Annotated in this window: 21 protein-coding genes and 1 pseudogene; 6 read left to right on the top strand and 16 right to left on the bottom strand. The window is 68.5% G+C overall.

Annotated features, from left to right (window positions below; genetic code table 11):
* Positions 1-113: 113 nt before the first annotated feature.
* The 7 genes from SCAB_RS07105 to SCAB_RS07075 all read right to left on the bottom strand — a co-directional run bounded on the left by SCAB_RS07105 (position 114) and on the right by SCAB_RS07075 (position 7,764).
* A complete protein-coding gene (locus SCAB_RS07105) occupies positions 114-1,388 on the bottom strand; it encodes an MFS transporter (protein ID WP_158512229.1) in 1,275 nt (424 codons plus the stop codon).
* A 75-nt stretch (positions 1,389-1,463) separates the two neighbouring features.
* Entirely contained in the window at positions 1,464-1,841 is a 378-nt protein-coding gene (locus tag SCAB_RS07100) for a nuclear transport factor 2 family protein (RefSeq protein ID WP_012999374.1), read from the bottom strand.
* 6 nt (positions 1,842-1,847) lie between these two features.
* On the bottom strand, positions 1,848-3,329 hold the full coding sequence (locus SCAB_RS07095) for a carotenoid oxygenase family protein (RefSeq protein ID WP_037729166.1): 1,482 nt from the start codon (positions 3,327-3,329) through the stop codon (positions 1,848-1,850).
* 541 nt (positions 3,330-3,870) lie between these two features.
* Positions 3,871-4,644, bottom strand: coding sequence for an IclR family transcriptional regulator (locus SCAB_RS07090; RefSeq protein WP_231884905.1), 774 nt, complete (start codon positions 4,642-4,644; stop codon positions 3,871-3,873).
* Between the two features lie 92 nt (positions 4,645-4,736).
* Entirely contained in the window at positions 4,737-5,579 is an 843-nt protein-coding gene (locus SCAB_RS07085; RefSeq protein ID WP_012999371.1) for a fumarylacetoacetate hydrolase family protein, read from the bottom strand.
* A complete protein-coding gene (locus SCAB_RS07080; RefSeq protein ID WP_012999370.1) occupies positions 5,576-7,264 on the bottom strand; it encodes a bifunctional 3-(3-hydroxy-phenyl)propionate/3-hydroxycinnamic acid hydroxylase in 1,689 nt (562 codons plus the stop codon). Before SCAB_RS07080 ends, SCAB_RS07085 begins: the two co-directional genes overlap by 4 nt.
* Positions 7,265-7,269: 5 nt before the next feature.
* A complete protein-coding gene (locus SCAB_RS07075) occupies positions 7,270-7,764 on the bottom strand; it encodes a VOC family protein (protein WP_012999369.1) in 495 nt (164 codons plus the stop codon).
* Between the two features lie 221 nt (positions 7,765-7,985).
* On the opposite strand from SCAB_RS07075, the gene SCAB_RS07070 reads away from it, so the two are divergent.
* From SCAB_RS07070 to SCAB_RS07055, 4 genes are all read left to right on the top strand, one after another.
* The gene (locus SCAB_RS07070) at positions 7,986-9,617 is read left to right on the top strand and encodes an MFS transporter (RefSeq protein WP_012999368.1); all 1,632 of its coding nucleotides are present in this window, start codon (positions 7,986-7,988) and stop codon (positions 9,615-9,617) included.
* A gap of 205 nt (positions 9,618-9,822) precedes the next feature.
* Positions 9,823-10,167, top strand: coding sequence for a hypothetical protein (locus SCAB_RS07065; protein WP_323806093.1), 345 nt, complete (start codon positions 9,823-9,825; stop codon positions 10,165-10,167).
* 94 nt (positions 10,168-10,261) lie between these two features.
* The gene (locus SCAB_RS07060) at positions 10,262-11,731 is read left to right on the top strand and encodes an aldehyde dehydrogenase family protein (protein ID WP_012999366.1); all 1,470 of its coding nucleotides are present in this window, start codon (positions 10,262-10,264) and stop codon (positions 11,729-11,731) included.
* Positions 11,732-11,765: 34 nt separating this feature from the next.
* Positions 11,766-13,286 (top strand): carotenoid oxygenase family protein, encoded by a 1,521-nt coding sequence (locus tag SCAB_RS07055; protein ID WP_012999365.1) that lies wholly within the window; start codon positions 11,766-11,768, stop codon positions 13,284-13,286.
* Between the two features lie 87 nt (positions 13,287-13,373).
* On the opposite strand, the gene SCAB_RS07050 is transcribed toward SCAB_RS07055, so the two are convergent.
* The 3 genes from SCAB_RS07050 to SCAB_RS07040 form a co-directional block, all read right to left on the bottom strand.
* Positions 13,374-13,961: a TetR/AcrR family transcriptional regulator gene (locus SCAB_RS07050; protein ID WP_012999364.1), complete on the bottom strand. Its 588-nt coding sequence runs from the start codon at positions 13,959-13,961 to the stop codon at positions 13,374-13,376.
* 142 nt (positions 13,962-14,103) lie between these two features.
* A complete protein-coding gene (locus tag SCAB_RS07045) occupies positions 14,104-14,589 on the bottom strand; it encodes an SRPBCC family protein (RefSeq protein WP_012999363.1) in 486 nt (161 codons plus the stop codon).
* Between the two features lie 35 nt (positions 14,590-14,624).
* Positions 14,625-16,034: a flavin monoamine oxidase family protein gene (locus SCAB_RS07040; protein WP_049875845.1), complete on the bottom strand. Its 1,410-nt coding sequence runs from the start codon at positions 16,032-16,034 to the stop codon at positions 14,625-14,627.
* Between the two features lie 357 nt (positions 16,035-16,391).
* Between SCAB_RS07040 and SCAB_RS49230 the strand changes: the two genes are divergently transcribed.
* Together SCAB_RS49230 and SCAB_RS07035 are read left to right on the top strand one after the other, a co-directional pair.
* Positions 16,392-16,841, top strand: a complete 450-nt coding sequence (locus SCAB_RS49230) for a hypothetical protein (protein WP_012999361.1) — start codon at positions 16,392-16,394, stop codon at positions 16,839-16,841.
* Complete coding sequence (locus tag SCAB_RS07035) at positions 16,768-18,591, top strand: MMPL family transporter (RefSeq protein WP_318787723.1); 1,824 nt, start codon at positions 16,768-16,770, stop codon at positions 18,589-18,591. Before SCAB_RS49230 ends, SCAB_RS07035 begins: the two co-directional genes overlap by 74 nt.
* Before the next feature lie 108 nt (positions 18,592-18,699).
* On the opposite strand, the gene SCAB_RS07030 is transcribed toward SCAB_RS07035, so the two are convergent.
* From SCAB_RS07030 to SCAB_RS07010, 6 genes and pseudogenes are all read right to left on the bottom strand, one after another.
* Positions 18,700-19,281 (bottom strand): nitroreductase family deazaflavin-dependent oxidoreductase, encoded by a 582-nt coding sequence (locus SCAB_RS07030; RefSeq protein WP_078580299.1) that lies wholly within the window; start codon positions 19,279-19,281, stop codon positions 18,700-18,702.
* Positions 19,282-19,464: 183 nt separating this feature from the next.
* A pseudogene (locus SCAB_RS44560) lies at positions 19,465-19,869 on the bottom strand (aldehyde dehydrogenase family protein); the annotation flags it as partial.
* Positions 19,870-20,473: 604 nt separating this feature from the next.
* Positions 20,474-21,391, bottom strand: a complete 918-nt coding sequence (locus tag SCAB_RS07025; protein WP_041670423.1) for an SDR family oxidoreductase — start codon at positions 21,389-21,391, stop codon at positions 20,474-20,476.
* 492 nt (positions 21,392-21,883) lie between these two features.
* The gene (locus SCAB_RS07020; RefSeq protein ID WP_041668941.1) at positions 21,884-23,347 is read right to left on the bottom strand and encodes an aldehyde dehydrogenase family protein; all 1,464 of its coding nucleotides are present in this window, start codon (positions 23,345-23,347) and stop codon (positions 21,884-21,886) included.
* A 178-nt stretch (positions 23,348-23,525) separates the two neighbouring features.
* On the bottom strand, positions 23,526-24,656 hold the full coding sequence (locus SCAB_RS07015; protein ID WP_012999356.1) for a hypothetical protein: 1,131 nt from the start codon (positions 24,654-24,656) through the stop codon (positions 23,526-23,528).
* Positions 24,657-24,804: 148 nt separating this feature from the next.
* Positions 24,805-25,533, bottom strand: a complete 729-nt coding sequence (locus SCAB_RS07010; protein WP_267886877.1) for a helix-turn-helix domain-containing protein — start codon at positions 25,531-25,533, stop codon at positions 24,805-24,807.
* Positions 25,534-25,558: the final 25 nt, after the last annotated feature.

Here is a 25,558-nt window from a genome sequence, read left to right as displayed (position 1 = left end):
GGCCATCGGAGGGCCCGCGAGAGCGTCTGGTTGTGTTCATCGCTGTCCCTCAGATCCGGGGGGTGGCGGAGCAACGGGCGTGATCGCACTCGGTTGCCGGCGGCTCGCCGAGGCTAGGGGGTTGCCTCCTGTCCGGAGAGGCGTGTGTCCGTCCCGCCCGTGACCGTGTGCGTCCTGCCCGCATCGCGAGGAGCGGGCTTGACCACCGCGTAGATGTACGGCTTGAGCCTGAACATGAGCAGCGCGGAAACGGTGGTGGCGGCCACAGCGAGTGAGATCGGGAGCGTGTAGCTGCCGGAGGTGTCGAAGCCCATACCGATCAGCGTGGGCCCGGTTCCGATGCTGATCATGCTGCACGCGAGGCTGATGCCGAATATCTCGGCGGATGCCCGAAGCCCGAAGTACCGGGTGATCAGGTAGGGCAACAGGAGCGTCACGGCGGTCAGCGCGCATCCCATCAGGACGACTCCGACGCCCAGCATCCACAAGGTGTCCCCGGCGGCGAGAAGCAGGACCAGGCTGATCGCCGGCAGGGTGTAGAGCACGGCGGCGACGCGGTGCGACCTGATGCGGTCGGTGAGGGAGCCGGAAAAGAGCACGCCGACCATCCCGGACACCGCCATGAGGGATACCAGGAAAGTCGCCGTGCCGCCGGTGACGCCGCGGCCGGTGAACCAGTGCACCATGTGCGCCTGCGTGCCGATCAACGAACTCGTCGCGAGGCACTCCGCCGCCGTCAGGGTCCAGAAGGTCCGGGATCGGTATGCCCGCTTTGCGGGCACGCCTTCGAAGACCGCCGGGGACGGCGTGGCAGCAGCCGGGGAATCCGTGGCGGCATCCGCGCTCCGCACCTTCAGGAAGAACAGGGCCGATATGCATCCGACGACCAGGACAGCGGCGGCCAGCACCTCGTAGGCGGTGCGCCAGCCGAATGCGTCGATCAGCCATCGCGCCACCGGCGCGACCAGGGACTGCGACAGTGCGGGGGCCACCGCGACCACCAGACCGAGGGCGAGCGCCCGGTTGCTGTCCCACCACGAGGAGACGACGCGCACGTGGGCTACCGGCCCGGCCAGTGCGGCACCGATGCCGATGCAGACGGCGGATGCCCAGAACACGAATCCTGTTGAGTGTATCCGGGACAGGCCGAACAGCCCCAGGGCGAAGGTCGCGACACCGATGGTGACCGGGATGCGCACCCCGACCCGGTCGATCAGGCGCCCGCTGAAGGGAGTGCTGAAAGCGCCGACGTAGGCGGACACCGTGAACACCAAGGTGAAGACGGAAACGCCCCAACCCATCGATGCCGATACCGGACCGAGAAAGACCGACAGAGATCCGACGTAAATGGCCGACATGCCGAAGGACATGCAGAAGAAAGCGGCCACTGTAGCGGAGATGCGAGGATACGATGACATTCGAAAACCCTCTCGCGACCGGGCTCCGTTGCCCGAATTCGACGTCTATCCTGCTTCTTTGGGAGCGCCGTCCCAGTGCTCGGCGAGCTTGCCGTCCTCGATCCGCCACATGTCGAACCAGTAGGAGCGATAGGTCTTGCCCGGGTCATCCGGATCGGGCAGGTCCCGGGCCAGCATCATCACGACCTTGTCTCCTTCGGCGACGAACACCGGAGGCTCGGGCGCAGGGCGCATGGATTCCCGGGCCACGCGAGCCTGATCGGTTTTCGTCCACTCGATGATCGCGTCGGCTCCCGAGTCGATGTTGGGATTGTGCTGGACATAGGACTCGGTGAGGTATTCGCGCGCCTGTTCCGAGGTCGAGGGATCGACGAGGAGTGACATCATCTTGAGCACGATGTCCTTGGACTGGTCACCGGACATGGCGGGTCACCTCCAGGAGGGGACGAGGGCGCCGTCGATCCACGTCGAATGGATGCCGAGGCGCATGCGTACAGGAAGCCGCAGCCGGGCGACCGGCCCGCTTGCGAGGTCGAGCGTGTCGAGGATGACGAGTTCGCTGCGCTTTTCCGTCGGCCAGTTGAGCGTGGCGATCAGATAGCCGTCGTCCTCTGCGGACTCAGGGGACTTGGTGAAGTACACGGGGTCCTGGAACGTTGCGGCCGGCCCGGGATACCAGTCGTCACGGGTCCCGGCTACCAGGTCGAAGTGACTGAGCTGGTTGAACATCACCGGATAGGGGCGGCCGTTGACGTCGGTCTCGAGCTTGTCGCGGTCGAGCGTCGGCACGAAGACGTGGCGGTACGGCTTCGAATCGCGGCGCGGGTCGATGTGCGGCCCTTCGCCGTTGACGACTGCCAGCACCTCCCGCTCGGTGAGCCGCTGCTCGCCTGTGTGGTAGTCGATGTGCCAGCGCACGTGCCGGGTGGTGACGCTGCCAGGCGGTGTCGGCCTGCCGTTCTTGTCGGGCACGACCGGTGCGAAGCCGTTGCCGTCCGCCTCGTACAGGTCGAAGACGATTGCGCCGTCCTCCTCGTAGGCGTTGATCGTGTGGCCGGGAAAGGCCGGCGGGGCCTGGAACCAGCGCACCTCGGAAGCATCACCGAAGCGCGGAATGACTCCGAAGACCTGCGGAAGGTCGCCGTCGTACACGAAGTGCGGGCCGCCGGCCTTCAGACGGTCGAGGTCGCTGGTGATGGGCATGACCGGGAAGAGCATGAAGTTCTTGGTCAGCGCGCAATCGTGGATCATGGCCGAGTACGGTGCCTCGAACCAAGCCTCGTGGATCACCTTGCCCGAGGCGTCGATCACGTAGTAGGCGATGTCGCGCGTGGTCTCGCCTTTCGCGGCGTAACCGAAACCGAACATCTCGCCGGTGTCCGAGTCGAATTTCGGGTGGGCTGTGAAGGTCAGACTCGTGATATCACCGTGCGCATCCCATACGCCCCGGGTCTCGAGGGTTACGGGATCGATCTCGTACGGCAGTCCGTCTTCCTTCGACGCCAGCATCCGGCCGGCGTGGAAGTAGATGGCGGTGTTCGCCGTCGTACGGCTCGTGCCGGCGACGCTCGGATCGTCGGAGTACGGATCCCGGTAATTCCCGTAGAGGGATCGGCGGGCCTCGCGCTCGAGCAGAAAACGCTCGGTGCGTACATAGCGGGTCCGGAAGTCGACGCAGCCGTCCTTGATTCGAAAGGCGCGTACCGCGCCGTCCCCGCCCGCAGCGGTGGTCATCGGCCACAGCACCGGGACCTCGGGAACATACACCTGGTCCGGAACCGCCTGGACGAACAGGCCGTCGATGTCCGCGGGTACTGAGCCCTCGAGGACCTCCAGATCGAACACCTCGATATCGAACCGGCACGGCTCGTCCATTCCCATGGTGATTTCGGGGGGAAAAGTCTTTGCCATGAAGCCGTCTCCTTTGACTGCCGTCGTGCAGAATTTCGCCACGAGCTGCGGTTTTCTGACAGTAGGACGCGGTCGCTGCCCAAACCAGACGGTGGAATCACCGCACCCCACTTCCGGTGAGGGCCGGGCAGGTACCAGGCGCCTCGCACGCCGCTGACCTGGGTGTTTCTGATCTGCGCTACGGTCCCGGTGAGCGTTGTCGCGCGAACTCCGCTCGGCTGTGCATCTGCCTTGTGATCCGTGTTGGTTGCTGACACCGGTGAGCGTCAATGGCTGGTCGACGTTTCCGGAGTTGGGGCTGTTTCCTCGCCGCGGCTGGCGAGCCGAGCTCTTTGTGCGAGACGGTGGTCATGCCTTCGCCGGTGCGTAGGACGACATCCGCCTTCCATTGCCTTACCGACGAATCGCTGGGCCTCGGAGGCATCCATCTCGACCACAGAGGGCCGGTCGCCGTGATACTGAGAAATTGTGTGCCTGGCGCACGGTCGAGCCCTGACACGGCTTACCGCGTCACCCCTCCCGGACGGAGCAGGACCAGGGGTCAGCCCGCGACGACGGCCATCCGCTCGCTGATCTCCTGCGCGGTGGCCAGAACCTTCTGAGCGATCTCCGTCTCCGCCTCCGGGTAGACCCGGGAGGCGAGGGCGGCCACGCTGACCGCCGCGACCACCTGCTTGTTCTCGTCCCGGATCGGGGCGGCGATGCCGACCACGTCGGGATCCAGTTCGCCGCGGGTGACGGAGTAGCCGATGCGGCGGATCCGGCCGAGTCGTTCCATCAGGGCGTCGACGTCGGTGAGGGTGGCCGAGGTGAAGCGGCGCAGTTCGGCGTTCTGCAACAGCCCGCGGGCTTCGTCGTCCGGGCTCCAGGCCAGCAGGACAAGGGCGGAGGCGCCGGCGTTGATCGGCAGGGCGCTGCCGCGCTCGTACGAGATCCGCACCGCGCGGGTACTTTCCGCGCGGTCCACGCAGACCACCAGGTCACCGGTGCGCCGGGTCAACAGCACGGTTTCGTGCACCTCCTCGGCGAGCGATTCCATCGACGGCACCGCGACCTCGGAGAGACCGTAACTGCGGCGGGCCACTCGGGCGATCTCCAGCACTCGTAGGCCGAGCCGGAAGCCGCCGCCCGGAGCTTCTTCGAGGAAACGCCCGGCCACCAGGCTCTGCAGGTAGCGGTACGCGGTGGAGCGCGCCACGCCGAGCCGCTCGGCCACGGCGGCTCCGGAGATGACGAGATGGATGTCGTCGAACATGGTCAGGATGTCCAGTGCCCGGTCGGCCGTGGAGTTGCGCTCGCGGTAGCTGGGAGACATGTTTCCTGACATACGAGAGACTCTAGTGGGTGGGCGTGGGCCGGTGGCGGCCGCGCGGTGCCGCATGGTCGCCGTTGTCCTGTGGTCATGGTTCACAGCTGGTCCTTGATGACGGTGTTGCGGAGTTCCCCGATGCCTTCCACGGTGGTGATCAGCACTTGTCCGGGGCGAAGGAACACCTTCGGATCGCGACCGGCGCCCACGCCGCCCGGGGTGCCGGTGAGGATCAGGTCGCCGGGCAGCAGCGTGATGATGGTGCTGATGTACGCGACGGTCTCGGCCACGTCGAAGAGCAGATCCGCGGTGTTGGACTTCTGCATGGTGTGTCCGTCGACGCTGCAGGAGATGTCCAACCCCGAGGCACCGGGCGGGAGTTCGTCGGGGGTGACGAGCGCGGGCCCGACCGGGGTCGTGGCCTCGAAGGTCTTGCCGGAGAGGAACTCACGGGTACGGTGCTGCCAGTCCCGCACGGTGACGTCGTTGGCGACCGTGTAGCCGGCGACGTACTCCAGGGCCTTCTCGCGCGGCACACGGCGGCCGGGGCGTCCGACGACGACTGCCAACTCGGCTTCCCAGTCGAGGTCGTCGCTGACCGGCGGCGTGTGGATGGCGTCGTGGGCGCCGATCAGGGCGCCGTCGTACTTCGCGAACAGGGTGGGGTGCGCGGGGGTGGGGCGGCCCATCTCCTTGATGTGGGTGGCGTAGTTGAGACCGAGACACACGATCTTGTTCGGGTGAGGGACGAGCGGGGCGAGTGACGACTCGGCCAGGGGCAGGCGCTCGCCGTCGGCGGAGGCCGCGCGTTCCTGCCAGTCGTCGCCGGCTGCGAGCAGCGCGCCCACGTCGGCGTAGGGGAGCAGGACGAGTTCGTCGCCTTCCTGCCGGGCGGCGGAGGTCACGCGGTCGTCGGCGATACGGACGGTGCTCAGTCTCATCGGGGTACTCCTGGGGTGTCGTACGGGACCTCGGGGGCGGGGTCGGAAGTGGGCGGGCAGGCGGGCGGGTTGGCGCCCGGGGTGGGGCGGGCAGGAGCGAAGCGCCGCAGCGTCGCGCCGACGTACTCGGCCCGGTCGGGGGTGAACACCGCGGCCACGAACCGGTCGGGGCGCACGAGGACGAAGGAACCGGTCAGCCCGGCGAGGAGGGCGTCGAGCCGGCCGTCGGCGTCGGCGATCCCCGTCCGGCCGGCCAGGTCACGCGGCGCGCGGTCGTCCAGGAAGACATCCACGGCGGTGGCCTCGGGGAGGCCGGCCCGGACGACGGTTGCCCAGCCGGTGTCGCTTACACCGATCCCCAGCAGGCTCCAGCCCTGTCCGAGGATGTCGTCGAGCCGTGCGGGGCGGTGGTGCGGCCCGTGCAGCACCCGTGGCTGCGGCAGCATCGTGCCGACCAGTTCACCGCCTGCGCGGTCCGCCGGGAGGACGGCCCCCACCCGCAGCCGGGTGTCGGGACGGTAGCGCATCTCGGTGAGGTAGCGACGGGCCGGCGGGATGTGCGTCGCCGTGCGCACCAGCGCGTCGCGCAGCAGGGCACGCGGGCGGCTGGTGGTCATGACGATCCGGCCGAGGCGCACGGAGAGGTCGATCACGGCGCGGGCGTGCGGACGCCGCTCGGTGTCGTAGGTGTCGAGCAGGGTGTCACCGGCCCGGCCTGCCACCACCTCGGCGATCTTCCAGCACAGGTTGGCAGCGTCCCGGATCCCGGAGTTGAGGCCCTGGCCGGCGAACGGCGGCATCATGTGCGCGGCGTCGCCGAGCAGGAAGCAGCGGTCCTCGCGCAGCCGGTCGGCCAGCAGCGCGTGGAAGCTGTAGGCGACCGCGCGCTCGATCTGGTCGGGCGTGATCTCCCGGTGGGGCCGCAGGAGTTCGCGCACGAGGGCGAACGGGGGAGAGGTACCGGCCTCGCACTCGCCCGGCTTGAGGCGGAACTCGTAGCGGCAACGCCCGTCCCGGCCCGGGACGATGACGACGGGGCGGTCGGGGTCGCCGTGGTGCATGCCGAAACGCTGGTCGTGCGTGTCCTCGAGGGTGTCGGCCACCAGCCACACGTCAGGGAAGCTCCGTCCCCGCATGGGCACGGACAGAAGGTCGCGCACGGTACTGCGGCCGCCGTCGCAGCCGAGGACGTAAGGAACGTCCAACTCCTCGACCGGCCCGTCCTCCCCACCTGTTCGCAGGGACACGCGCACCCGGTCGGGGTACTGTGCGAGGGCGGTCAGCCGGGTGCCGAAACGGACGTCGACACCGGGCAGGCGGCGCAGCTGCTCACGCAGCACCCGTTCCAGATCGGGCTGGGCGAAGGGGTTCTTGAACGGATGTCCCAGGCGCTGCTCACCGGTGCCCCGGGCGTGCACGAGCGGCCGCCCGCCCACGCCGAAGTACCTCGTGCCGGTGCCCGGCACAAGGATCGGGTAGACCGCCTCGTCCAGGCCGCCGGCCGACTGCAGGGTACGAAGGGACTCGTCGTCGAGGCTGATCGCCTTGGCGTCGTTGCTTGTGGTGGTGTTGCGCTCCACCAGCAGCACCCGTACGCCCCGGGAGCCCAGCAGGTGGGCGGCCGTCAGCCCGGTCGGGCCTGCGCCGACGACCAGGACCGACGGCGGCGCGGATGTCGTAGGCACGGCAGTTACTGGACCGGCTGGTAGGCCGGTCCGCCCTCGGTCAGCAGCCGCTCGGCCTCGGCCATGATCTCCTCGGGGGGCAGGTCCAGATCGAGGCTCTTGCGGAACGGCTGGCGCACGTCACGCTCCAGGCGGAGGTAGACCTCGTTGCGGTTGCCCTCGGGATCGAAGAAGTAGATCCCGATCGCGTTGCCGTGGGTGACCTCCTGCTGGACCTCGATGCCCTCGGCGCGGAACCGGTGGTGAAAGTCGATGATCGACTCCAGGGAGTCCACGCGCCATGACACCTGATGGGTGAGCTTGGCGCCGGCAGGGGCGGTGCGGCCCTGCTGGAGGACGAACTCGTGGTGCTCATCCTCGGGACGCGCGGAGAAGAACACGATGCCCTGCTCCGGGTCCTCATCGGTGACGGTCAGACCCATGACGCGGGAGTAGAAGTCGCGCATCTTCTCCAGGTCGTCGACCCAGAAGCCGGTGTGGCCGAGTCCAGTGATCGCCATGCTTGTCTCCTTTTTCAGGACGGATGTTTTGTTTAATGGGACGCTAGATCGCTGACTGTGCCGACGTCAACGGTGAATCTCGGCGGGTCGGGCCTCTTGACTGTTCAAGCGCTTGGGGTGCAACGTCCTGTCTAACGCTACATGCGTCCGAGTATGTGGGACATCTGTCAGGCCCTGTCGGGCCACCGGGAACCGCTCAAGCCGCTACTGGAGACACCCTCATGAACCATTCCGCTGCGGAGGACCCGCCCTCGCTGGGCCTCGGCACCTTGATCGCCGCCTGCCTGGCCATCTGCGTGGCCCAGATCGGCATCCCGCTCTCGTCCCCGATCATCGGAGAGATCCAGCGGGACCTGGGGGCGTCTGCCGCCGCCCTCGCCTGGATCCCGGCCGCGTTCATCCTCCCGACGGCCATCCTGGAGCTGAACTTCGGTGTTCTCGGTGACCTCTTCGGGCGCAAGCGTCTGCTCGTTCTCGGAGGACTCCTGATCGCGGTCGGCTCCCTGGCCGTCGCTACGTCAGGCACACTGACCCAGCTCATCGCCGGCCAGGCGGTCGCCGGACTCGGCGCCGCAGCGATCTTCCCCTCGTCGCTGGCCGTGATCGTCGCGGGCACCCCGGAGCCCGCCGCCCGCGCGCGGGCCCTGTCGTACTGGGCCGTCAGCCTGGCTCTCGGCGCCATGATGGCGCCGCTGATCAGCGGGTTCATCGCCGAGCACACCGACTGGCACTGGGCCTTCGTACCTCTGACGGTGCTCGGCCTGGTGACCGCCGCCGTCAACCTCCGCTGGATCACCGATTCCCGCGAGCCGGCCGGGCGCGGACTCGACTGGCCGGGCCAGGTCACGATCGCCGTCGCCCTGCTGGCGCTGCTCTACGCCGTCATCGAGGGTGCCGTCGACGGCTACACCGCCCCGCACATCGTGCTTGCTTTCGTGCTGTCCCTGGCCGCCCTTGTGGGCTTCTTCATTGCGGAGCGCAGGTCGCGTACGCCGATGCTGCGGCTGGAGCTCTTCCGGAACCCCTCCTTCGCCGCGGCTGCCGCCATTGGACTGCTCGCCATGTTCGGCTTCATCGGCACCGCGTACGCGCTGAGCATCAAGCTGGAGGCCGTGCACCACCTCTCCCCACTGAACGCCGCCCTGCCCTTCGCTCTCATCCAGGCGATCCCGCTGCTGCTCACACCCGTCCTGCCGAGGCTGCTTCAGCGTGTGCACCCCCGGGTACTGCTCGTCGGCGGTCTGCTGTCCCTCGCCACCGGTGAGGTCTGGATGGCGCTGCTGCCGGGTGACGCCACGGATCTGGCGGCGATGGCCGGATCGATCCTGCTGCTGGGGGCCGGCTTCATCACGATGTTCTCCGCGCTGACGGCCGTCGCGGTCGGCACCGTGGACATCCGCCACGCCGGTATGGCCAGCGCGGTCACAAGCCTCGTCCGCGAGACCGGGCAGGCTCTGGGCCCCGCGATCGTCAGCGCCGTCGCCCTCGGTACGGCGAGCAGTGCCCTCGCTGCGAAGCTCGGCGCCGCGAAGCTTCCTGCCGAGGCCGTGGGCGTGGCCCAGGGAGTCAACGCGGAGGGCGGCGCGCTTGCGGTCGCCAACGCCGATCTCGGCGAGCTGTCGCGCACGCTTGCCCCCCTGGCCCGCGAAACCCTAGAAGCAGGCCTCGACCTCAGCCTCTATCTCTGCGCCGGTGCCAGCCTGCTCGCCGCATTCATCGCCGTACTCGCCCTGCGGCACACGACAGCCGCGAATGCGCCCGGCGGCTCGGACGGCAGGGAGGCGGTCGACCTGTCCACCCCGCCGCAGGACATCGACTCGGCAGCCCCGGCCAAGGCGCTGCCCAGCCACTGACTCGGCTTACCGGACCCACCTCACCCCGAGAACCTCACCGTGATCCACTTCTACCGCGATGTCACCTCCCGGACGAACGGGTTGCACGGCGCCGCACTCCTGGCGCTGCGCGTCGGCGGCGGCCGGCTGTTCATCCTGCACGGCCTCGCCAAGTGCGACGCCGGCACGTCGGGCTTGGGCTTCGGCGTGCTGAAAGCCGCTCGGACTGCCCGCGACCGGGCTGCTGAGCGTGCTCATTCCCACCTTCGAGACAGCCGCCGGGGCCTCCCTCATCGCCGGACTCCTGACCCGGGCGGTCGTCCTTCTCCTCTCCGCACTGACGTTGACGACCGGGCCCTGGAACAAGTTGAGCGTCTGGCACACCGGCATCCTCGGCCCGAATGGCGCAGGTAGAGCCGAAGTCGATTTCCTCTGTCTCGTGGTGTGCCTGATGCTCTTCCCCGCCGGACCGGGCGTGCCGGCGGCCGACTCCGCGCTCGGCCTGGAGCGAGCCTCGCAGGACAGGGGCCAGCTCGGAGACAAGGCCCTTGTTGGGACATCCAGGGAGTGAAACAGGGGATTGATGCCGGCAAGCCCCCACCTCCCCACCTTCGCGACACAACACATAATCTTCGCGCCACGGCGCACTACCGAATCGGGACACCATGACGTTCTTGGACAGCAGCACCTGGGAAGGCCGCATCTTCTCCGGCTCGGGTGAGTGGATCAGCGGCACCGGCGAGGGGTACGACGCCGTCGAGCCCGCCACCGGCAAGACGTTGGGCCGCGTCGGCTCCGCCACGCCCGCCGATGTGGAAAGGGCGGTGGAGCGGGCGGTGCGGGCCCAGCGGGAGTGGGCCGCGCGGCCGTATTCCGACCGTGCCGCTGTCTTGCGCCGCGCCGCGCGTCTCTTCGAGGAGCACCAGCAGGAGATCGAGACCTGGCTGGTACGGGAGTCTGGTGCGACTCGGCCGTTCGCCGCCCTGCAGGTCAGCAGCGGCGGTGCGGAGGAGTGCCACGAGGCCGCCGCCCTCGCCGGGGCACCCTACGGCGAGCTCCTGCGTTCCGGACAGGAGCGGCTGTCCTTCTCCCGCCGGGTCCCGGTCGGGGTCGTCGGCGTCATCGCCCCGTTCAATGTGCCGATCATCCTGGCCATGCGGGCCGTGGCCCCGGCGCTCGCCCTCGGCAACGCGGTCGTCCTCAAGCCGGACCCTCGCACCGCGATCAGCGGCGGTGTCGTCTTCGCCCGTGTCTTCGAAGAGGCGGGCCTGCCTGCCGGTCTGCTGCATGTCCTGCCCGGCGGGGCGGACGTCGGGGCAGCCGTCGTGGAGCATCCGCAGGTTCCTGTCATCGCGTTCACGGGTTCCACTCGGGCCGGGCGCGCCATCGGTATCGCCGCGGCCCGGCACCTCAAGCGGGTCCACCTGGAACTGGGCGGGAACTCCGCGCTCGTCGTGATGGACGACGTCGACCTGGAGCAGGCTGCCTCGGTGGGCGCCTGGGGGTCCTTCGTCCACGCCGGCCAGATCTGCATGGCCAGCAGCCGTCACCTCGTCCAGGCGTCGGTCGCCGACGACTACACCGCTCTGCTCGCCCAGCACGCCGACGCGCTCAGGGTGGGCGACCCGGCCACCGAGGACGTCGCCGTCGGACCGCTCATCGACAGCGGTCAGCGCGACAACGTCCACCGCATCGTCACGGACACGGTCGAGGCCGGCGCCCGGCTCGCCGCGGGTGGCACCTACGAGGGCCTGTTCTACCGGCCCACCGTGCTCACCGGCGTACCGCTCACCGCGCCCGCCTACGCCGAGGAGATCTTCGGCCCCGTCGCGCCCGTCGTCCCCTTCCGGGACCTGGACGAGGCGGCCGGGCTCGCCGCCGGCACCGAGTACGGACTGTCCCTCGGCATCCTCACCCGGGACGTCGCGAAGGGCCTCGCCCTGGCGGAGCGCGTGCCCACCGGACTGGTCCACATCAACGACCAGACGGTCAACGACGAACCGAACATCCCCTTCGGCGGCGTCGGCGACTCCGGCACCGGCGCCCGTCACGGCGGCGCCATCGCCAACCTCGAGGCCTTCACTGAACAGCAGTGGGTCACCGTACGCGGCGAACTCCCGCGCTACCCGTTCTGACCGCCCCGACACACCAACCCGCACGGAGAGCCCCATGCCCGCGAACCCCATGACCGTCGTTCCCCGTGGGACCGGAGAGCGCCCCGCCCCCGCCGGCGCCGGAGCCGACTGGCACACCGGCAACAGGTTCCTCAACGGCCCCTTCGCGCCCTGGACGGAGGAGAACGAGGCGTACGACCTGGAGGTGGACGGCGAGATACCGTCCGACCTCGCGGGTGCGCTGTTCCGCGTCTCCTCCAATCCCCGTTTCCAGCCCCGCAACACCGACCGCTACCACTGGTGGGAGGGCGACGGCATGGTGTGCGGTGTCTACCTGCGCGAGGGCAAAGCCGCCTACCGCACCCGCTGGGTCCAGACCGACTCGATGAGGGTCGAGGTGGAGGCCGGGGAGGCGATCTACAGCGGCTTCGTCAACGGCGGCACCCCGGGCCGGCTGCCCGAGGGCGCCCCGCGCGCGAAGAACGTGGCCAACATCAACGCCGGCCTCTTCGACGACCATCTGCTCGTCTACTTCGACGGCGGACTGCCGCACGCGCTGGACCCCGAGACGCTGCGCACCCTCGGCACGTACGACTTCCACGGCGGCGTCGATGTCCTGTGCACCGGCCACTACAAGACCGACCCGGACACCGGCGACATGCTGTTCTTCGCTGCGGTCGGACCCACCATCACCTGGTACCGCGCCGACGTGAAGACGGCCGAGATCAAGGACTCGCACTCCTTCGACATCGGCGTGCCGGTCCTCATGCACGACTTCGCGGTGAGCGACACCTACGCAATCTTCTTTGTCACGCCCGCCCAGTTCCGCCTCGACCTGGTGGCCCAGAGCAGGCCCGGCGTGGTCTGGGACGAGAGCTCCCTTGAACATGGCGTCCAGATCGTCCTGATGAACCGCCACACCCACGAGATCACCTGGCACGAGCTCGGCGGCCACTGGGCCAACACCCACTTCTACAACGCCTACGAGCAGGACGATGAGCTGATCGTCGACGGGCACCGGATCAGCCGCCTCGGCAGCCCGGTCGACCGTCTCCTCACGCCCGTGGGCTCCCACGAGTGGTTCCCGCCGGCCCTGCCCTACCGCTGGCGCGTCGACCTGGCGACCGGACGGGCCACGGAGGAGATGATCAGCGGCGTCTTCGGCGAGTTCCCGAAGATCAACGACGCCTACATGGGTCGGCCGCACCGCTACGGCTACTTCGTCACCACGCGCAGCCTGGCCGACGACACCATGTCCGACGGCCTCGCCCGTCACGACTACCTTCTCGACCGCACCACCGTCGTTGACGGACCCGACGGCCTGACCAGCCCGAGCGAACCGGTCTTCGTGGCCCGTGAGAACGCCCGCAGCGAGGACGACGGCTACCTGCTCTCGCTGTGGTGGAACCGCGCCACCGACCTGAGCGAGCTCCTCGTCCATGACGCGGCCGACCTGCGCCGCACCCCGCTGGCCCGGGTCAAGCTTCCCAGCCGGGTGCCGTTCGGCTTCCACGGAAGCTGGGCCGACCACGACGTTCTGGACCGTGCCATCGCAGCGAAAGGCGACGACAGGTAGCGGGCGTTGCTTCGGATCCGGTCCTCGGTTCCGGGCGTCAACGGACTGCGATGGCGTGGGTGTCCTGGTCCGGACGACCGGGTGACCTCAGGCCATGGCCAGGACGGCCGAGACCAAGGACCGCAGGCAGGCGCTCTCGGCTTCCTCGTCCGGCAGGGAGAGGTGCTGCATCGTCAGTCCGTCGAAGCCGGCCAGGAAGAACCTCGCGATCGTCTCAGCGGGCTGGCCGAGCCGGTGACCGGTGCGTTCGGCGGCCTGCTCGACCAGCTTCGTCGTCACCGCCAGGACCTCGCTGTAGTGGTTCTGAAGGGCTTCCTTCAGGTGTGGCGTACGCAGGGCGAACATGCTCAGCTCGGTGAGCAGCTGGTGCGAGGCCGGCTGTTCGAGCACGGTACGCCAGAGTGCTTCGGCGAGCGTGACGACGGTTTCCTCGAAGCTCGCGTCCGTGGGCGCGGCCTGTGTCACCTGGTCGACGAGGTCGTGCGTGAGCTGTTCCATGACGGCCCGGTACAGCTCCTCCTTCGTGCCGAAGGTGTAGTGCACGGTCGCCTGCGCCACGCCGAGCTCGGCGGCGATGGCGCGGGTGCTGCCGGCGGCGACGCCCTCCCTGGCCATGAGGCCGATGGTCGCCTTGATCAGTTGCGGGCGGCGCTCCGCCGCGGATACATGAGCCATGACGTGATCCTATTCGACTCAGTCTGTCGAACAGGTCGCTCGACAAATCAGCGGTACATGATGACGGCCGCTCCTGGGCCCACGGCCGGTCGGACGGCCCGCCCGTCCGACCGGCCGCCGGCCCAGGAGTATTCGCCGCCTGTCAGAGAGCGGTCCTCGACGCCTCGGAACGCAGCAGGGTGTTGAGGTTGGCCATGGAGGTGCGCATGCCGGCGCGCATCGCGGGCTGCTGTATGGAGTCGAGGAGCAGGCCCAGCGGGCCGAGGCCGATGGTGTACTCGACCTGGTAGAGCATCTCCGTCGCCTCCCGGCCGTCGGCGCTCTGGACCGGGCGGAACTCGAAGGTGTTGGTGACGTCCTGGAGTGGGGTGAATCCGGTGCCCGTGTCGACGCGGCGCTTGAAGGGCTCGATCTCCCTGACGGTCCAGACCGAGTCGGTCTTGAGCGGGCCGAGGGTGCGGTTGCGCTCGGAGTAGGTCTTGCCGATGGTGGCGACGCCGTGGTGGTCGGTGACCTCGATGGCTCCGGCGACCCACTCGGCGTACCGGTCGGTGCGGGCGATGACGTCCCAGACCCGCCCGAGGGGGGCATCGATGACGGCGGTCTCGGTGACGACGAAACGGTTCATGACAGGGTTCCCTTGCTTGTCGGTACTTCTTGCGCTCAGTTCTGGTGGAGGAGGAGTTCGGTGGCGGTGTGGCGGCCGGAGCGGACCGCGCCGTCCATGTAGCCGTTCCAGTAGGGGGAGAACTCGGCGCCCGCCCAGTGCACGCGGCCGTGGGGGCGGCCCATCCACTGGCCGAAGTCGGTGAGCACGCCGGGGGCGGCGACGGAGGTGGGGCCGCCCTGGGTCCACTGCTCGGCGGTCCAGTCCTGCTCGACGTAGTCGACGGTGTCGAAGGCACGGTCCCCGACGACCTGGGCGAAGCAGCGCAGGACGGCGCCTCGGCGCTCGGCGGCCGGACGGTGGGCCCACTTGCGCCATTCCCGGCCGCCGAGGAAGCCCATCAGGACGCCCGGTCCGCCGTCGGGCGGGGTGTTGTCGAACATCTCACGGATGGGGGATCCGCCGCGCAGCAGGCCCATGCCTGACAGCCCGTCCTCGCGCCAGAACGGCTTGTCGTAGACGGCGACACACTTCATGAGGGTGCCGAACGGCAGCCGCTGGAAGAGCTGGTCCTGCTGGGCCGGCAGCAGCGGGTCCCACACGATCCGCGAGGCCACCAGCGGCGGTACGGCGACGATCACTCGGTCGGCCCGCCACTCACCGGCGTCGGAGACCACGGTGACACCGGTGGAGTCCTGGCTGACGCGCCGCACCGGCGCCGACAGGTGGACGCGGCCGTCGAGTTCTTCGGCGAGGCGCTGGGTGACGAGCTGTGAGCCGCCGACGAAGCGGCTGTCCTGGGCGCCTCCGGTGGTACCGGTGCCGCGCTCCATGGTGCCGGGGTTTGCCTCGTTGCCGAACGTCGAGACGTACCAGAGGCTGAACAGGGCGGAGGCGTCGCGGGCCTCGCCGCCGTAAGCGGAGTTCAGGAACAGGTTGATCATGTCGACGGCGTCGCCGGTGATCTCGGCCTTGCGCAGCCAGGTCTCATAGGTCAGGCCGTCCAGTTCACGGGCGTTCGGGGCCTTCCAGGGGGCAGCCGGGTCCACCTTGGCCGCGGCCTGGCCGATGCGGGCCAGGGCGATACCCATGTCCGGCAGCGCGAACAGGTCCGGAGGGGTGTGCCCCGTGAACCGCTTGGCCTTGCCGCCGTGCACGTAGACGGTCTCGCCGGGGACGGCGGCCTGGTAGGTGGCCACGCCGACCTCCTTGGCCAGCGCCAGGATGTGGTCCTGGGTGGGGCCGACGAACTGCCCGCCGATCTCGGTCACTTGACCGTCGCCGAGGTGGTGGTTGAGCAGCCGGCCGCCGACCCGGTCACGGGCCTCCAGCACAGCCACTGACTTGCCCGCCGCGACGACTTCCCGCGCCGCCGTCAGACCGGCCAGGCCCGCACCGATCACCACCACATCCGCCTTGCGGGCGTGGTGCGCCGTGGCGATGTCCTTGATCTGCGTGCTGCTCATGATCACTCCTTGTCCTGGGGTGGTCCCGGCGCTGCGGACGTGCTCCGCGGGGAGAACGGTGCAGGCCCATGACCTGGCTCTTCCCGGGGGCGGCGTGCTCCGGTGGCCATCACCATACACACGACATGGTCGGCTGACAATGTCGTGTGTTCAAGTTGAATGATTTGGTCGTATGATTTGATCGAACGACTTGAGCAAGTGATAAAGTCGATCGTCGAAGCGTGCCAGATGCCACCCACGGCACCGGCATGCCTCATGCCCGTGACCGCGCGACGGCACGGGCCCACCCGCTCCACCGTTCGTCCCGCGCCGCAAGGCGACGTCCGGGAAATTCCTTACGGACCTTGGGAGTTCGCCATGGCAGTCCTGCTCCATCGCCTGGGCCGCAGCGTCTACCGCCATCGCAAGCTGGTGCTCGGTATCTGGCTCGTGGCCCTGGCCGCGCTCATCACGTGCGCCGGAGTCTTCGGCGGCAAGCTCGACGACCGCTTCACCGTGCCGGGCACCGAGTCGCAGCGCGCGCTGGACACGCTCGGCAAGACGCTGCCCGAAGCCTCCGGAGCGGGCGCCCAGATCGTCTTCACCGCACCCGAGGGCCACCACATCACCGAGGCCCGCTACACCGCGGCCATAGCCACAACCGAGGCGGCGGCCACGAAGGCACCTCAGGTCAAAGCCGTCATGGGCCCCGAGCCAGTCCGGGGCCATCTCTGCCGACCGGAGCACAGCGATCGTGCAGGTGCAGTACTCCGTACAGCGGGCCGAGGTGTGCCCTTCGTCCCTGGACGTGATCGAACGGGCGGCTGAGAAGGCCGAGAAGAGCGGGCTCAAGACCTCGGTCGGCGGCAGCGCCTACGGCAGCAACGGCGTGCACATAGGCCCGTCCGAGATCATCGGCGTCGCCGTCGCTGTGCTCGTCCTCGTCGTCACCGTCGGCTCCCTGCTCGCCGCGGGCATGTCACTGCTGCCCGCCCTGCTCGGCGTGGCCGTGGGACTTGCCGGGCTGCTCGCCCTCACCCCGGCGTTCAGTATCTCCTCCACCGCCATCACGCTCGCGCTGATGCTGGGGCTGGCCGTGGGCATCGACTACAGCCTGTTCATCCTGACCCGCCACCGTCAGCAACTTGCCCGCGGAACCGACCCGCAGGAGTCCATCGCACTGGCCAACGGCACCGCCGGCAGCGCGGTCGTCTTCGCCGGCAGCACCGTGATCATCGCTCTGGCCGCACTCAGCGTCATCGGTATCCCGTTCCTGACCGTGATGGGCCTCGGTGCCGCCGGAGCCGTCCTTGTCGCGGTCCTGGCCGCGATCACCCTGCTCCCGGCCCTCGCCGGATTCGCCGGCACGCGGCTGACCCCGAAGCCCGGCAGCAAGGAGGCCCAGCGGGCCACCGACCCCGACGGATCCGCCGGCCGGACGACCCTGGGCGCTCGCTGGGTGAAGACCGTCGTCGCCAAGCCCCTGCTCACCGTCCTCGCCGGCGCCGGCATCCTCGTCGCACTGGCGCTCCCCGCGACGGACCTGCGCCTCGCTCTCCCAGACAACGGCTCGGCCCCGGTCACTTCCACCGAACGCAAGGCGTACGACACGGTCAACGACAAGTTCGGCCCCGGCTTCAACGGCCCACTTCTGGTGCTGACCGAGACCGACAAGGGCGCGGGCGCGCACGCGGGCGCTCAAGCCGCGCAGAAGCTCCGGAACCTCAAGGGGGTCAAGACAGTCCTGTCCCCCACGCCCACACACGACCCCGCGCAGACCGTCATCCAGGTCATCCCGAAGACCGGCCCCGACAGCACCCGCACCGGCCAGCTCGTCCGCGACATCCGCGCCGCCGCCCTGGACATCCGCGAGACAACCGGAGCGATGATCGCGGTCACTGGCACCACCGCCGTCAACATCGACGTCTCCAACCGCCTCAGCGACTCCCTGCTGCCGTTCATCGCGATCGTCGTCGGCCTGAGCCTGATCCTGCTGACCATGGTGTTCCGCTCGCTGGTCGTCCCGCTCAAGGCCACCGTCGGATTCCTGCTGTCGGTGGCGGCCTCGCTCGGCCTGGTCGGCGCCCTGTTCCAGTGGGGCTGGCTGGCAGACACCCTCGGCCTCGCCCACACCGGTCCCGTCGTCAGCTTCCTGCCGATCATCCTGACCGGCGTACTCTTCGGACTCGCCATGGACTACGAGGTGTTCCTCGTCTCCGGGATGCGCGAGGAATGGGTCCACACCGGCATGGCCCGCAGGTCGGTGACCGACGGCGCGCGGCACAGCGTCCGAGTTGTCACCGCGGCCGCCCTGATCATGTTCACCGTGTTCGCCGGCTTCTTCCCGCTCGACGACGCCCTGATCAAGCCCATCGCCTTCGCCCTCGCCGTCGGCGTCGCCATCGACGCCTTCGCCGTCCGCCTGACCCTCGTCCCGGCAGTCCTCACCCTCGCCGGACGCCACGCCTGGTGGCTCCCCGCCTGGCTCGGTCGCGCCCTGCCCGACCTCGACGTAGAAGGCACACGCCTCCAGACGACCCCGCAGACGCAGCACATGGAGCCCGAGCCGGCCCGCTGAACCGCCTGCGCCCCCAGCGGACTCGCCGCCGAAAGGAGCCCTGCCCCGGAAGAACCACGGGGCAGGGCCTCGCCTTTGCTGGGGGTGCCGTCTCCCAAGGCGCCCCGATCATGGGGACACAACCAGGCTGGCTGGAACACCGCCTCCACCATGGCGAGCAGCACGGGGCGCTCCCTCACCGAGAGACGGGATGGGGTGCCTGACAGCGGTGTCGAGCCGCACGAAGGGGATGGCTCGGCCGGCGTCGCGGTACGCCGCCTCGCCGCCGTCGACGGGCAGCCCCAGGTACGCGCACAGACGGTGGGCGGTGCGGGGATGCCTACGGGCATAGTCGGCCATGATGTCGGCGCCCTCGTCGGGCGTGAGGAAATGGGCCGTGACGGCGTGCGGCCGGTTGCCGAACTGGGTGAGGGTCTTTGGTTGTTCAAGCAGGTTCTGGTACCAGTCGGCCTTCGGTCCGAATCCAGAGGCGATGATCCAGCTCGCGTTCGCCGGATCGTAGGACACCACTTCCGGGACCACCATGCGGCCGAGGCCGCTGATCCGGCCTACGTGATGCAGCAGAAGCAGTCGTTTGCCGAAGAGGAAGCCGAGCCCGATGCGGAAGAGCAGGATCGGCAGCCGTGCGGCTAGGCGCCGCCAGCCGGTGGGAAGCGGGGGACGGCGGGCTGTGGTGTCTCTGTGGGGCATGGAGCTTCCGCGGGTCGGGGATGTCGGTTCTCGGCCTCGATCGGGTCCAACACCGGGTGCGAGCACCGCCTCGCGCACGCCACTTTTGCATGGTCTAAAGGTGGGGGAAGGGGCGCCTGCAGAGCCTGGAGGCGGCTCTCGAGGGCCGCGACATCGCTGGAGTGCGTCATGACCGACAAGAATCATCACGTGCTTGATGCGGGTGTAGTCGTCGAAGCCGTAGCCGGACAGGTCCTTGCCGTAGCCGGAGGCTCCGAACCCGCCGTGCGGCATCTCGGAGACGAACGGAAGGTGGGCGTTGGTCCACACGCACCCGAAGTCCAGGTCGCGGCTGAGGCGGTCGGCGGTGCCGTGGTCCCTCATCCAAACGCCGGCGGCGAGGCTGCAGGGCGCTCCGTTCGCCATCGCGACCGCCTCAGCCTCGTGCTGGAACGACTGGACGGTCAGGACGGGACCGAAAACCTCCTCCTGGACGATGCGATCGGACTGTCGCGCACCGGTGATCACGGTCGGGGCGAAGAAGAAGCCCCGCGTGCCGACCTGGGTTCCGCCCATCCGCACCTCGGCGTGGGATGGCAGGGTGTCGATGCACGACCCACCTTGGCGAAGTGCCGGGCGGCGGCGCCGCGGAGGCCAACGGCGGTCGGCTGGAGCACGACACCCGACCCAGCCGGGGCTGCACCGTTCGTCTGCTGCTGCCGAACGGGTTCGTTGCCGTACTCATGGAGGGCGAGCACCTGTCGAGACCGAAGGAGTTCCACCGGTGAAGCTCAGCACCGTACGACTGGGACGAAATGCCACGGCCGCCGCGCGTCTTCAGAAGACGCACTGCGTGCTGCTGCCCTCCCCTGACGTCGGGCGCTGATAGCGTCCGGCGACGACTGGCGGGAGCGGTTCGGTGCTGACACCGGTTCCTGTGCGCCGCGGGCGGTGCGGCATCCCGGCCGGTCGGCGGCGATGGGCATGTTGGGCTGGTTCCTGTGAGCGAGCGCAAGCCCTACAAGACCGACGTGAGCGACGAGCAGTGGGCGCTGGTGGAGCCTGTGATCGTCGCGTGGAAGGCCGCGCACCCCTCGGTCAGTGGCTGTCAGGGCCGTTACGCGATGCGGGAGATCGTCAACGCGCTGCTCTACCCGGCCGGACCGGTTGCCGCGTGGCTGGGAGGTCAGTCGACCGCGTCAGTGGAGGCGCCTCATTCCGCCATGTCCGAGCTGTCGGGGCCGTTCATCCGGTCGATCGCGGCTCTGGCGGAATTCGTGCGCTCGCGGATCATGGCCTGGAATTCGAAGCGATCGGCGCCGATCTCCTGCCTGACAGGAAAGGCGGCCAGCAGTTCTTCGCAATTTTCAGCCACCTCTCCGCGAAACTCGCTGTGGCTCAGAATATGGCCCTTGTTCCTGAGGATGGCGTCCACCACCATCTCGCCCACCTCCCGTGGGTCCATCCCGGCATCCCCTGTCGGCCCGTGGGCGCCGACAGGGGATGCCGCCTGTCCGGTGCCGAACCGCGCCTGGCGGTTCTCCTCGGCCAGCAGCATGCGGGAGCGGGTGAGCCCCGGATAGAGCGTCGACACCCCGATGCCGTGGGGCGCGAGCGAGAGGCGCAACGAGTCCCCCAACCCACGGACCGCGTATTTGGACGCGGCGTAGATAAAATTGTCCACCGAGGGAAGCAGGCCTGCCATCGAGGATGTCGAAACGATATGCCCGCCCTCGTTCTGGCGCAGCATGTGCGGCAGAAAGCTCATGATGCCGTTGACCACACCGCCCAGGTTCACCCCGAGCACCCAGTCCCAGTCCTCGTAGCGCATCTCCTCGACGGTGGGTGCGGTGCCGACGCCGGCATTGTTGACGAGGATGTGTACGGCGCCGAAGCGCTGGACGACCCGATCCGCCGCGTCGGCCATCGCCGTGCGATCAATGACGTCAACCTCCAAGAATTCGGTGGACGGCCCGTCGCCGAGGACAGAGCGAGCCTCATCGAGGTGATCGGAGCGCAAATCCGCTACGGCGACGCGGACGCCATGAGCGAGGAGGGCCTGAACGATCCCCAAACCAATCCCACTCGCACCACCGGTCACAAACGCCACTTTGTCCGTCAGATCTCTCATGTCATCCTTCTTGTCGCCATGGCGTTGGAAGCAGCGCCAACTCTTGATCTCGATTGACGCCGGATGGGGGACGGGGGTGCTCGGCGTGCCCCCGCCGGGCTCCACCGCAGTGCTCTGCACCCAGCGGACCAGCCGCACGCGATCGCACAACCGGCCGGGGTGTCACAGCCCGCGGGTCGGGCTCATGGGCCGACGTACGGTGGCATGGTTTCGGAACACGTACCTCTGCGCGCACGAAATCAGCCGCCGCAGTCAGCCACCGCGTCGGGATCTCGCAGGTCAGCGACCTGTTGACATCAACTGCCCGGGACATCACGCATCGGGCCCCTACGCGGCACACACTGCCCGTCAAGGCACAAGACCATGGCCGCATGAGCAGGAAGCAGCGGCCTTCCGGCCGAGCCCGCGGCAGTCCCTCCTGGACGGACACCGCGGGCGCAGGATGTCCCTTGCACCTCATCGAGCCGGCGCGCCGGCTCAGTGGCGGCTGCGTCAGAACGGATAGCTGGGGATGTCACCGCGGACGGTGACCCACTGCTGTTCCGTGAACGCCTCCAAGTTCGCGGTGGCGCCACCGTGCCGGGATCCGTTGCCGGAGTCGCCACGGCCGCCGAATGGAACCGTCGCCTCGTCGTTGACGGTCTGGTCGTTGATATGCACGAGCCCAGTGGGGATGCGCTCCGCTAGCGCCAGGCCCTTGGCGACGTCCCGAGTGAGGATGCCCAAGGACAGCCCGTACTCCGTATCGGTGGCGAGCTTGGCCGCCTCGTCCAGGTCGTGGAACCGCACCACGGGAGCGACCGGGCCGAATATCTCCTCCGCGTAGGCGCGGGCGTTGAGCGGCACGTCTGCCAGGACGGTGGGCCGGTACATCAGCCCCTCGTAGGTCCCTCCGGTCACGAGCCGCGCGCCCACCGCGACAGAGTCCGTGACGACGGCATGTGCCGCCTCGAGCTGTCGCTGGTCGATCATCGGTCCCACAGCGACGTCGCCGCCGGCCGGGTCGCCCACCATCGCGGCCTGCGCACGCTGTGCAAGGAGCTCGACGTACTCGTCGGCGACCCCGGCGTGAACCAGATGTCGGCTGGAGGCCATACAGATCTGGCCGGCGTGGTGGAAGGAGCCGAACGCGCCGGCGGACGCGGCCCTTTCCAGGTCGACGTCGTCGAGAACGATCAACGCGGAGTTGCCTCCGAGCTCCAGGTGCGTCCGCTTGAGCCGCTTCGCCGCCGCAGCGGCGATGGCCTTGCCGGCGCGGGTGGACCCCGTGAATGCGATGACCGGCACCTGCGGGTGGTCCACCAGCGCTGCGCCCACATCGGCGCCACCGGGCAGCACGTGCAGGAGTCCGTCAGGCAGGCCCGCTTCCTCGAAGACACGAGCGATCGCCACGCCACCGCAGATCGCCGTGCGCGGGTCCGGCTTCAGCACAACTGCGTTTCCCAGGGCCAACGCCGGCGCCACGGCACGCATGGCGAGCACCATGGGAGCGTTGAACGGGGCGATGACGCCGACAACGCCGACCGGGAAGCGGCGCGAGATGGACAATCGCTCGTCGATGGAACGGAGGACTTCGCCGTACGGCGCCGCAGCCAGGGCAGCTGCCTCGTAGCACTCCTCGGCTCCACCGTTCGAAGACTGGAACTCCGCGAACGGCCGCAGTGCTCCCGACTCCCGCACGATCCAGTCCGCGATCTCCGCCTGGTTCTCCTCGAAGGCTCGGGCCGCGCGCCGCAGTACCTGCGCCCTCTCGACGTACGGCAGCGCCGCCCAACTCCGCTGAGCCTGCGTCGCCCGCTCCACTGCTCGCGCGAGGTCGTCCGGTGTCGCCGCGCCCACCCGGCCCAACGTGTCCCCCGTGGCGGGCTCACAGGAGTCGTACGAATCACCCGAACCCTTGATCCAGCCTCCGGAGAAGATCCTCTCCGTCCATTCCATGGAGTCGAGCAGTGCCATGATGTCTTCCTCACTTCCCTTGTTCGGTTGGTCGTAACTGGTGCCACGCCCGCAGGTACTCCTATGAAGGGGCGCGTTCCTCATGGGCTTCGAGGAGATCGGCATAGACGGCTTCAGCCGCGCCCATCCCTCACTCGGTAGCTGTCGCACCTGGCTCGGCCACGCATGCCCGGACGCGTCATGGTCGATTCAGCCACTGCCGCCCGCGAAGGCGCCGGCCAGCTGATGCGCCCGTCAGAAGTGGTGGGACATCCACACCACCTCGTGCTGTCGGCGACGGTTCACGGACCGGAGGCTGAGTCCCAGCCCTTACCGGCGCCGAAGTTGAGCGGGATGAACACCGGCGCTTCGATCTCGTGAATCCGACCCGAGTGGATCTTGAATATCTCCAGCCACTGCGTGCTGAACGGCGACGGGTCGTCAGCCGGTCAACGCCCGGATAACCCGTGAGCGGGGCGCACCGGACGTCGCCGTTCTGCATGAACGGCGGAAACGCCGCTACGAGTTCCTTGACCTCGTCGATCACGATCGGCCGCCGCGGCCACACCTTCCACAGATCGGCGAAGAGGCCCGAATCGATCTGTTCGGCAGCACTGCGCACGCTCATGCCGTTCATGAGGATCTGCATCCGCTCCCGCTCGTCTGCGGGCGTGTTCTGCGGAAGCAGCAGTTGAGGCGGCGTCGAGTTGCCGGTGGTCCGCAGACCCGTCTCATGTCGCACACAGTCGGCCGCGAACGGAGCGCGGCGGCTGTCCTCGCTCGTCAGTGCGTCGAAATAGGAGTCGGCGATCAATTGCAATTCGACGCGATCATTGGGCTGCTCGAGCGGCACATCCTGGAGGAGCGCATCAGGGGGTCGCTCAAGATTCGCCCACGCCGCCGGCTGGATCATGTCAGTGAGGAGATGCTCACCTTCGATGATCCGTCCCTTCAGCACCCTGAGGCGTATGCCGGCGAGATACGGGCGTCCGCGAACCTCCAGCAACCCGCCGACGACGATCTGCTCGGAGACCGCGTCAACGACGTCGACGCGGAAGCCTTCCGGCGCTTTGGTCAGCGCCCGCCACAAGACCCCTTCACCCATCGGAATGGCGATGGCGTTCTCGGTCATGCGCACCTGCGGATCGAGGGCCAGTTCTGCGGGCGAGTGACGGAGCAGGGCGTCAAAGTATCGGTCGGCGAGCGACTTCAGCCAGCTCCGCGCTTCATCGCTCTCGTGGCCCGGCGTCCGCGCATACGCCACTTCGGTCCCGCTGTCGGCGACGAAGCGGGGTACTGCCTCCGAGTCGATCGTGTGGACGTTCTTCATGACTTGTCCTCTCAACTCGCCTACGCAGCAAAGGCTGTCGAAGGGAGAAGCTCACAAACAGGCGTACGCCAGTTGCCACAGATCGCGCGGCCCCTCGCCGCTCTGCATGAACGGCGGCTGCAACGGCGGCTGCCTGGCCGGAGCCGGATCATTCGGGTGCCGCCTTGCGCGCCTGCAACGCGATCTCTTCTGCTGCGACCGCGAGCAGCGCAGCCGACTTTTCGATGGCTGCCGCGTTATCGGGTCCGCTGGCGAGGGCAACAGTCAGGCTGCCGGCGATGCCGTGCCCGTCCTGCTTCAGCGGAATCGAAACGTGGAGGACGCCCGGGTCGGGATCATCCACACCGACGGCGTAGCCGAGCCCGCGAACCGCCCGCATGCGCCGCTTGAAGACAAGCCAGTCGGCATCACCTGAGTCGACCCGCTGGTAGATCGACCGAACGATCCGCACCTCAAGGAAGGAGAGGAGGGCCAGCCCGGGAGCTCCCCGGAACAGCGGGGCCAGACGCCCCCTGGCGAACGCGCCCTCCGGGAACGGCTCGGCGCCGATCCGATGCTCGTGCGTCGTCATGACGGAATCGCGATAGATGCGACTCAAAAAGATCAGGCCCGGTTCAGCGTACTCCGCTGCCATCCTCACGACGGCAGGCTCCGCGGCGCGGATCAGTGGATCGGAGAGGCGCAGTTGCCGTTCGTAGTGGATGATGCCCGGCCCGAGCAGGTAGCGACCCGGCCTGATGCTGAAGATCAGTCCAACCGCCGCCAGGCTCCGAAAATACCTGTAGACGGTGCTCTCGGACTGGCCCATCGCGACGCACGCTTGCTCTACCGTCCACTCCGGCCGCTCAGGGGTGAACAAGTCCATCACTGACAGCATCCGGTCCGAACTTGTCCCGCTTCGA

The organism is Streptomyces scabiei 87.22 (assembly GCF_000091305.1).
GTDB lineage: Bacteria > Actinomycetota > Actinomycetes > Streptomycetales > Streptomycetaceae > Streptomyces > Streptomyces scabiei.
This window is presented reverse-complemented; position numbering and strand designations above follow the sequence as displayed.

Excerpts from the sequence above, each read along its gene's own strand:
- SCAB_RS07050 (WP_012999364.1), bottom strand. The coding sequence starts at position 13,961 with ATGGCTCATGTATCCGCGGCGGAGCGCCGCCCGCAACTGATCAAGGCG.
- SCAB_RS07045 (WP_012999363.1), bottom strand. The coding sequence starts at position 14,589 with ATGAACCGTTTCGTCGTCACCGAGACCGCCGTCATCGATGCCCCCCTC.
- SCAB_RS49230 (WP_012999361.1), top strand. The coding sequence starts at position 16,392 with ATGGCAGTCCTGCTCCATCGCCTGGGCCGCAGCGTCTACCGCCATCGC.
- SCAB_RS07055 (WP_012999365.1), top strand. The coding sequence starts at position 11,766 with ATGCCCGCGAACCCCATGACCGTCGTTCCCCGTGGGACCGGAGAGCGC.
- SCAB_RS07100 (WP_012999374.1), bottom strand. The coding sequence starts at position 1,841 with ATGTCCGGTGACCAGTCCAAGGACATCGTGCTCAAGATGATGTCACTC.
- SCAB_RS07095 (WP_037729166.1), bottom strand. The coding sequence starts at position 3,329 with ATGGCAAAGACTTTTCCCCCCGAAATCACCATGGGAATGGACGAGCCG.
- SCAB_RS07070 (WP_012999368.1), top strand. The coding sequence starts at position 7,986 with ATGAACCATTCCGCTGCGGAGGACCCGCCCTCGCTGGGCCTCGGCACC.
- SCAB_RS07020 (WP_041668941.1), bottom strand. The coding sequence starts at position 23,347 with ATGGCACTGCTCGACTCCATGGAATGGACGGAGAGGATCTTCTCCGGA.
- SCAB_RS07040 (WP_049875845.1), bottom strand. The coding sequence starts at position 16,034 with ATGAGCAGCACGCAGATCAAGGACATCGCCACGGCGCACCACGCCCGC.
- SCAB_RS07010 (WP_267886877.1), bottom strand. The coding sequence starts at position 25,533 with ATGCTGTCAGTGATGGACTTGTTCACCCCTGAGCGGCCGGAGTGGACG.
- SCAB_RS07085 (WP_012999371.1), bottom strand. The coding sequence starts at position 5,579 with ATGAGACTGAGCACCGTCCGTATCGCCGACGACCGCGTGACCTCCGCC.
- SCAB_RS07075 (WP_012999369.1), bottom strand. The coding sequence starts at position 7,764 with ATGGCGATCACTGGACTCGGCCACACCGGCTTCTGGGTCGACGACCTG.
- SCAB_RS07015 (WP_012999356.1), bottom strand. The coding sequence starts at position 24,656 with ATGAAGAACGTCCACACGATCGACTCGGAGGCAGTACCCCGCTTCGTC.
- SCAB_RS07030 (WP_078580299.1), bottom strand. The coding sequence starts at position 19,281 with ATGCCCCACAGAGACACCACAGCCCGCCGTCCCCCGCTTCCCACCGGC.
- SCAB_RS07060 (WP_012999366.1), top strand. The coding sequence starts at position 10,262 with ATGACGTTCTTGGACAGCAGCACCTGGGAAGGCCGCATCTTCTCCGGC.
- SCAB_RS07025 (WP_041670423.1), bottom strand. The coding sequence starts at position 21,391 with ATGAGAGATCTGACGGACAAAGTGGCGTTTGTGACCGGTGGTGCGAGT.
- SCAB_RS07090 (WP_231884905.1), bottom strand. The coding sequence starts at position 4,644 with ATGTCTCCCAGCTACCGCGAGCGCAACTCCACGGCCGACCGGGCACTG.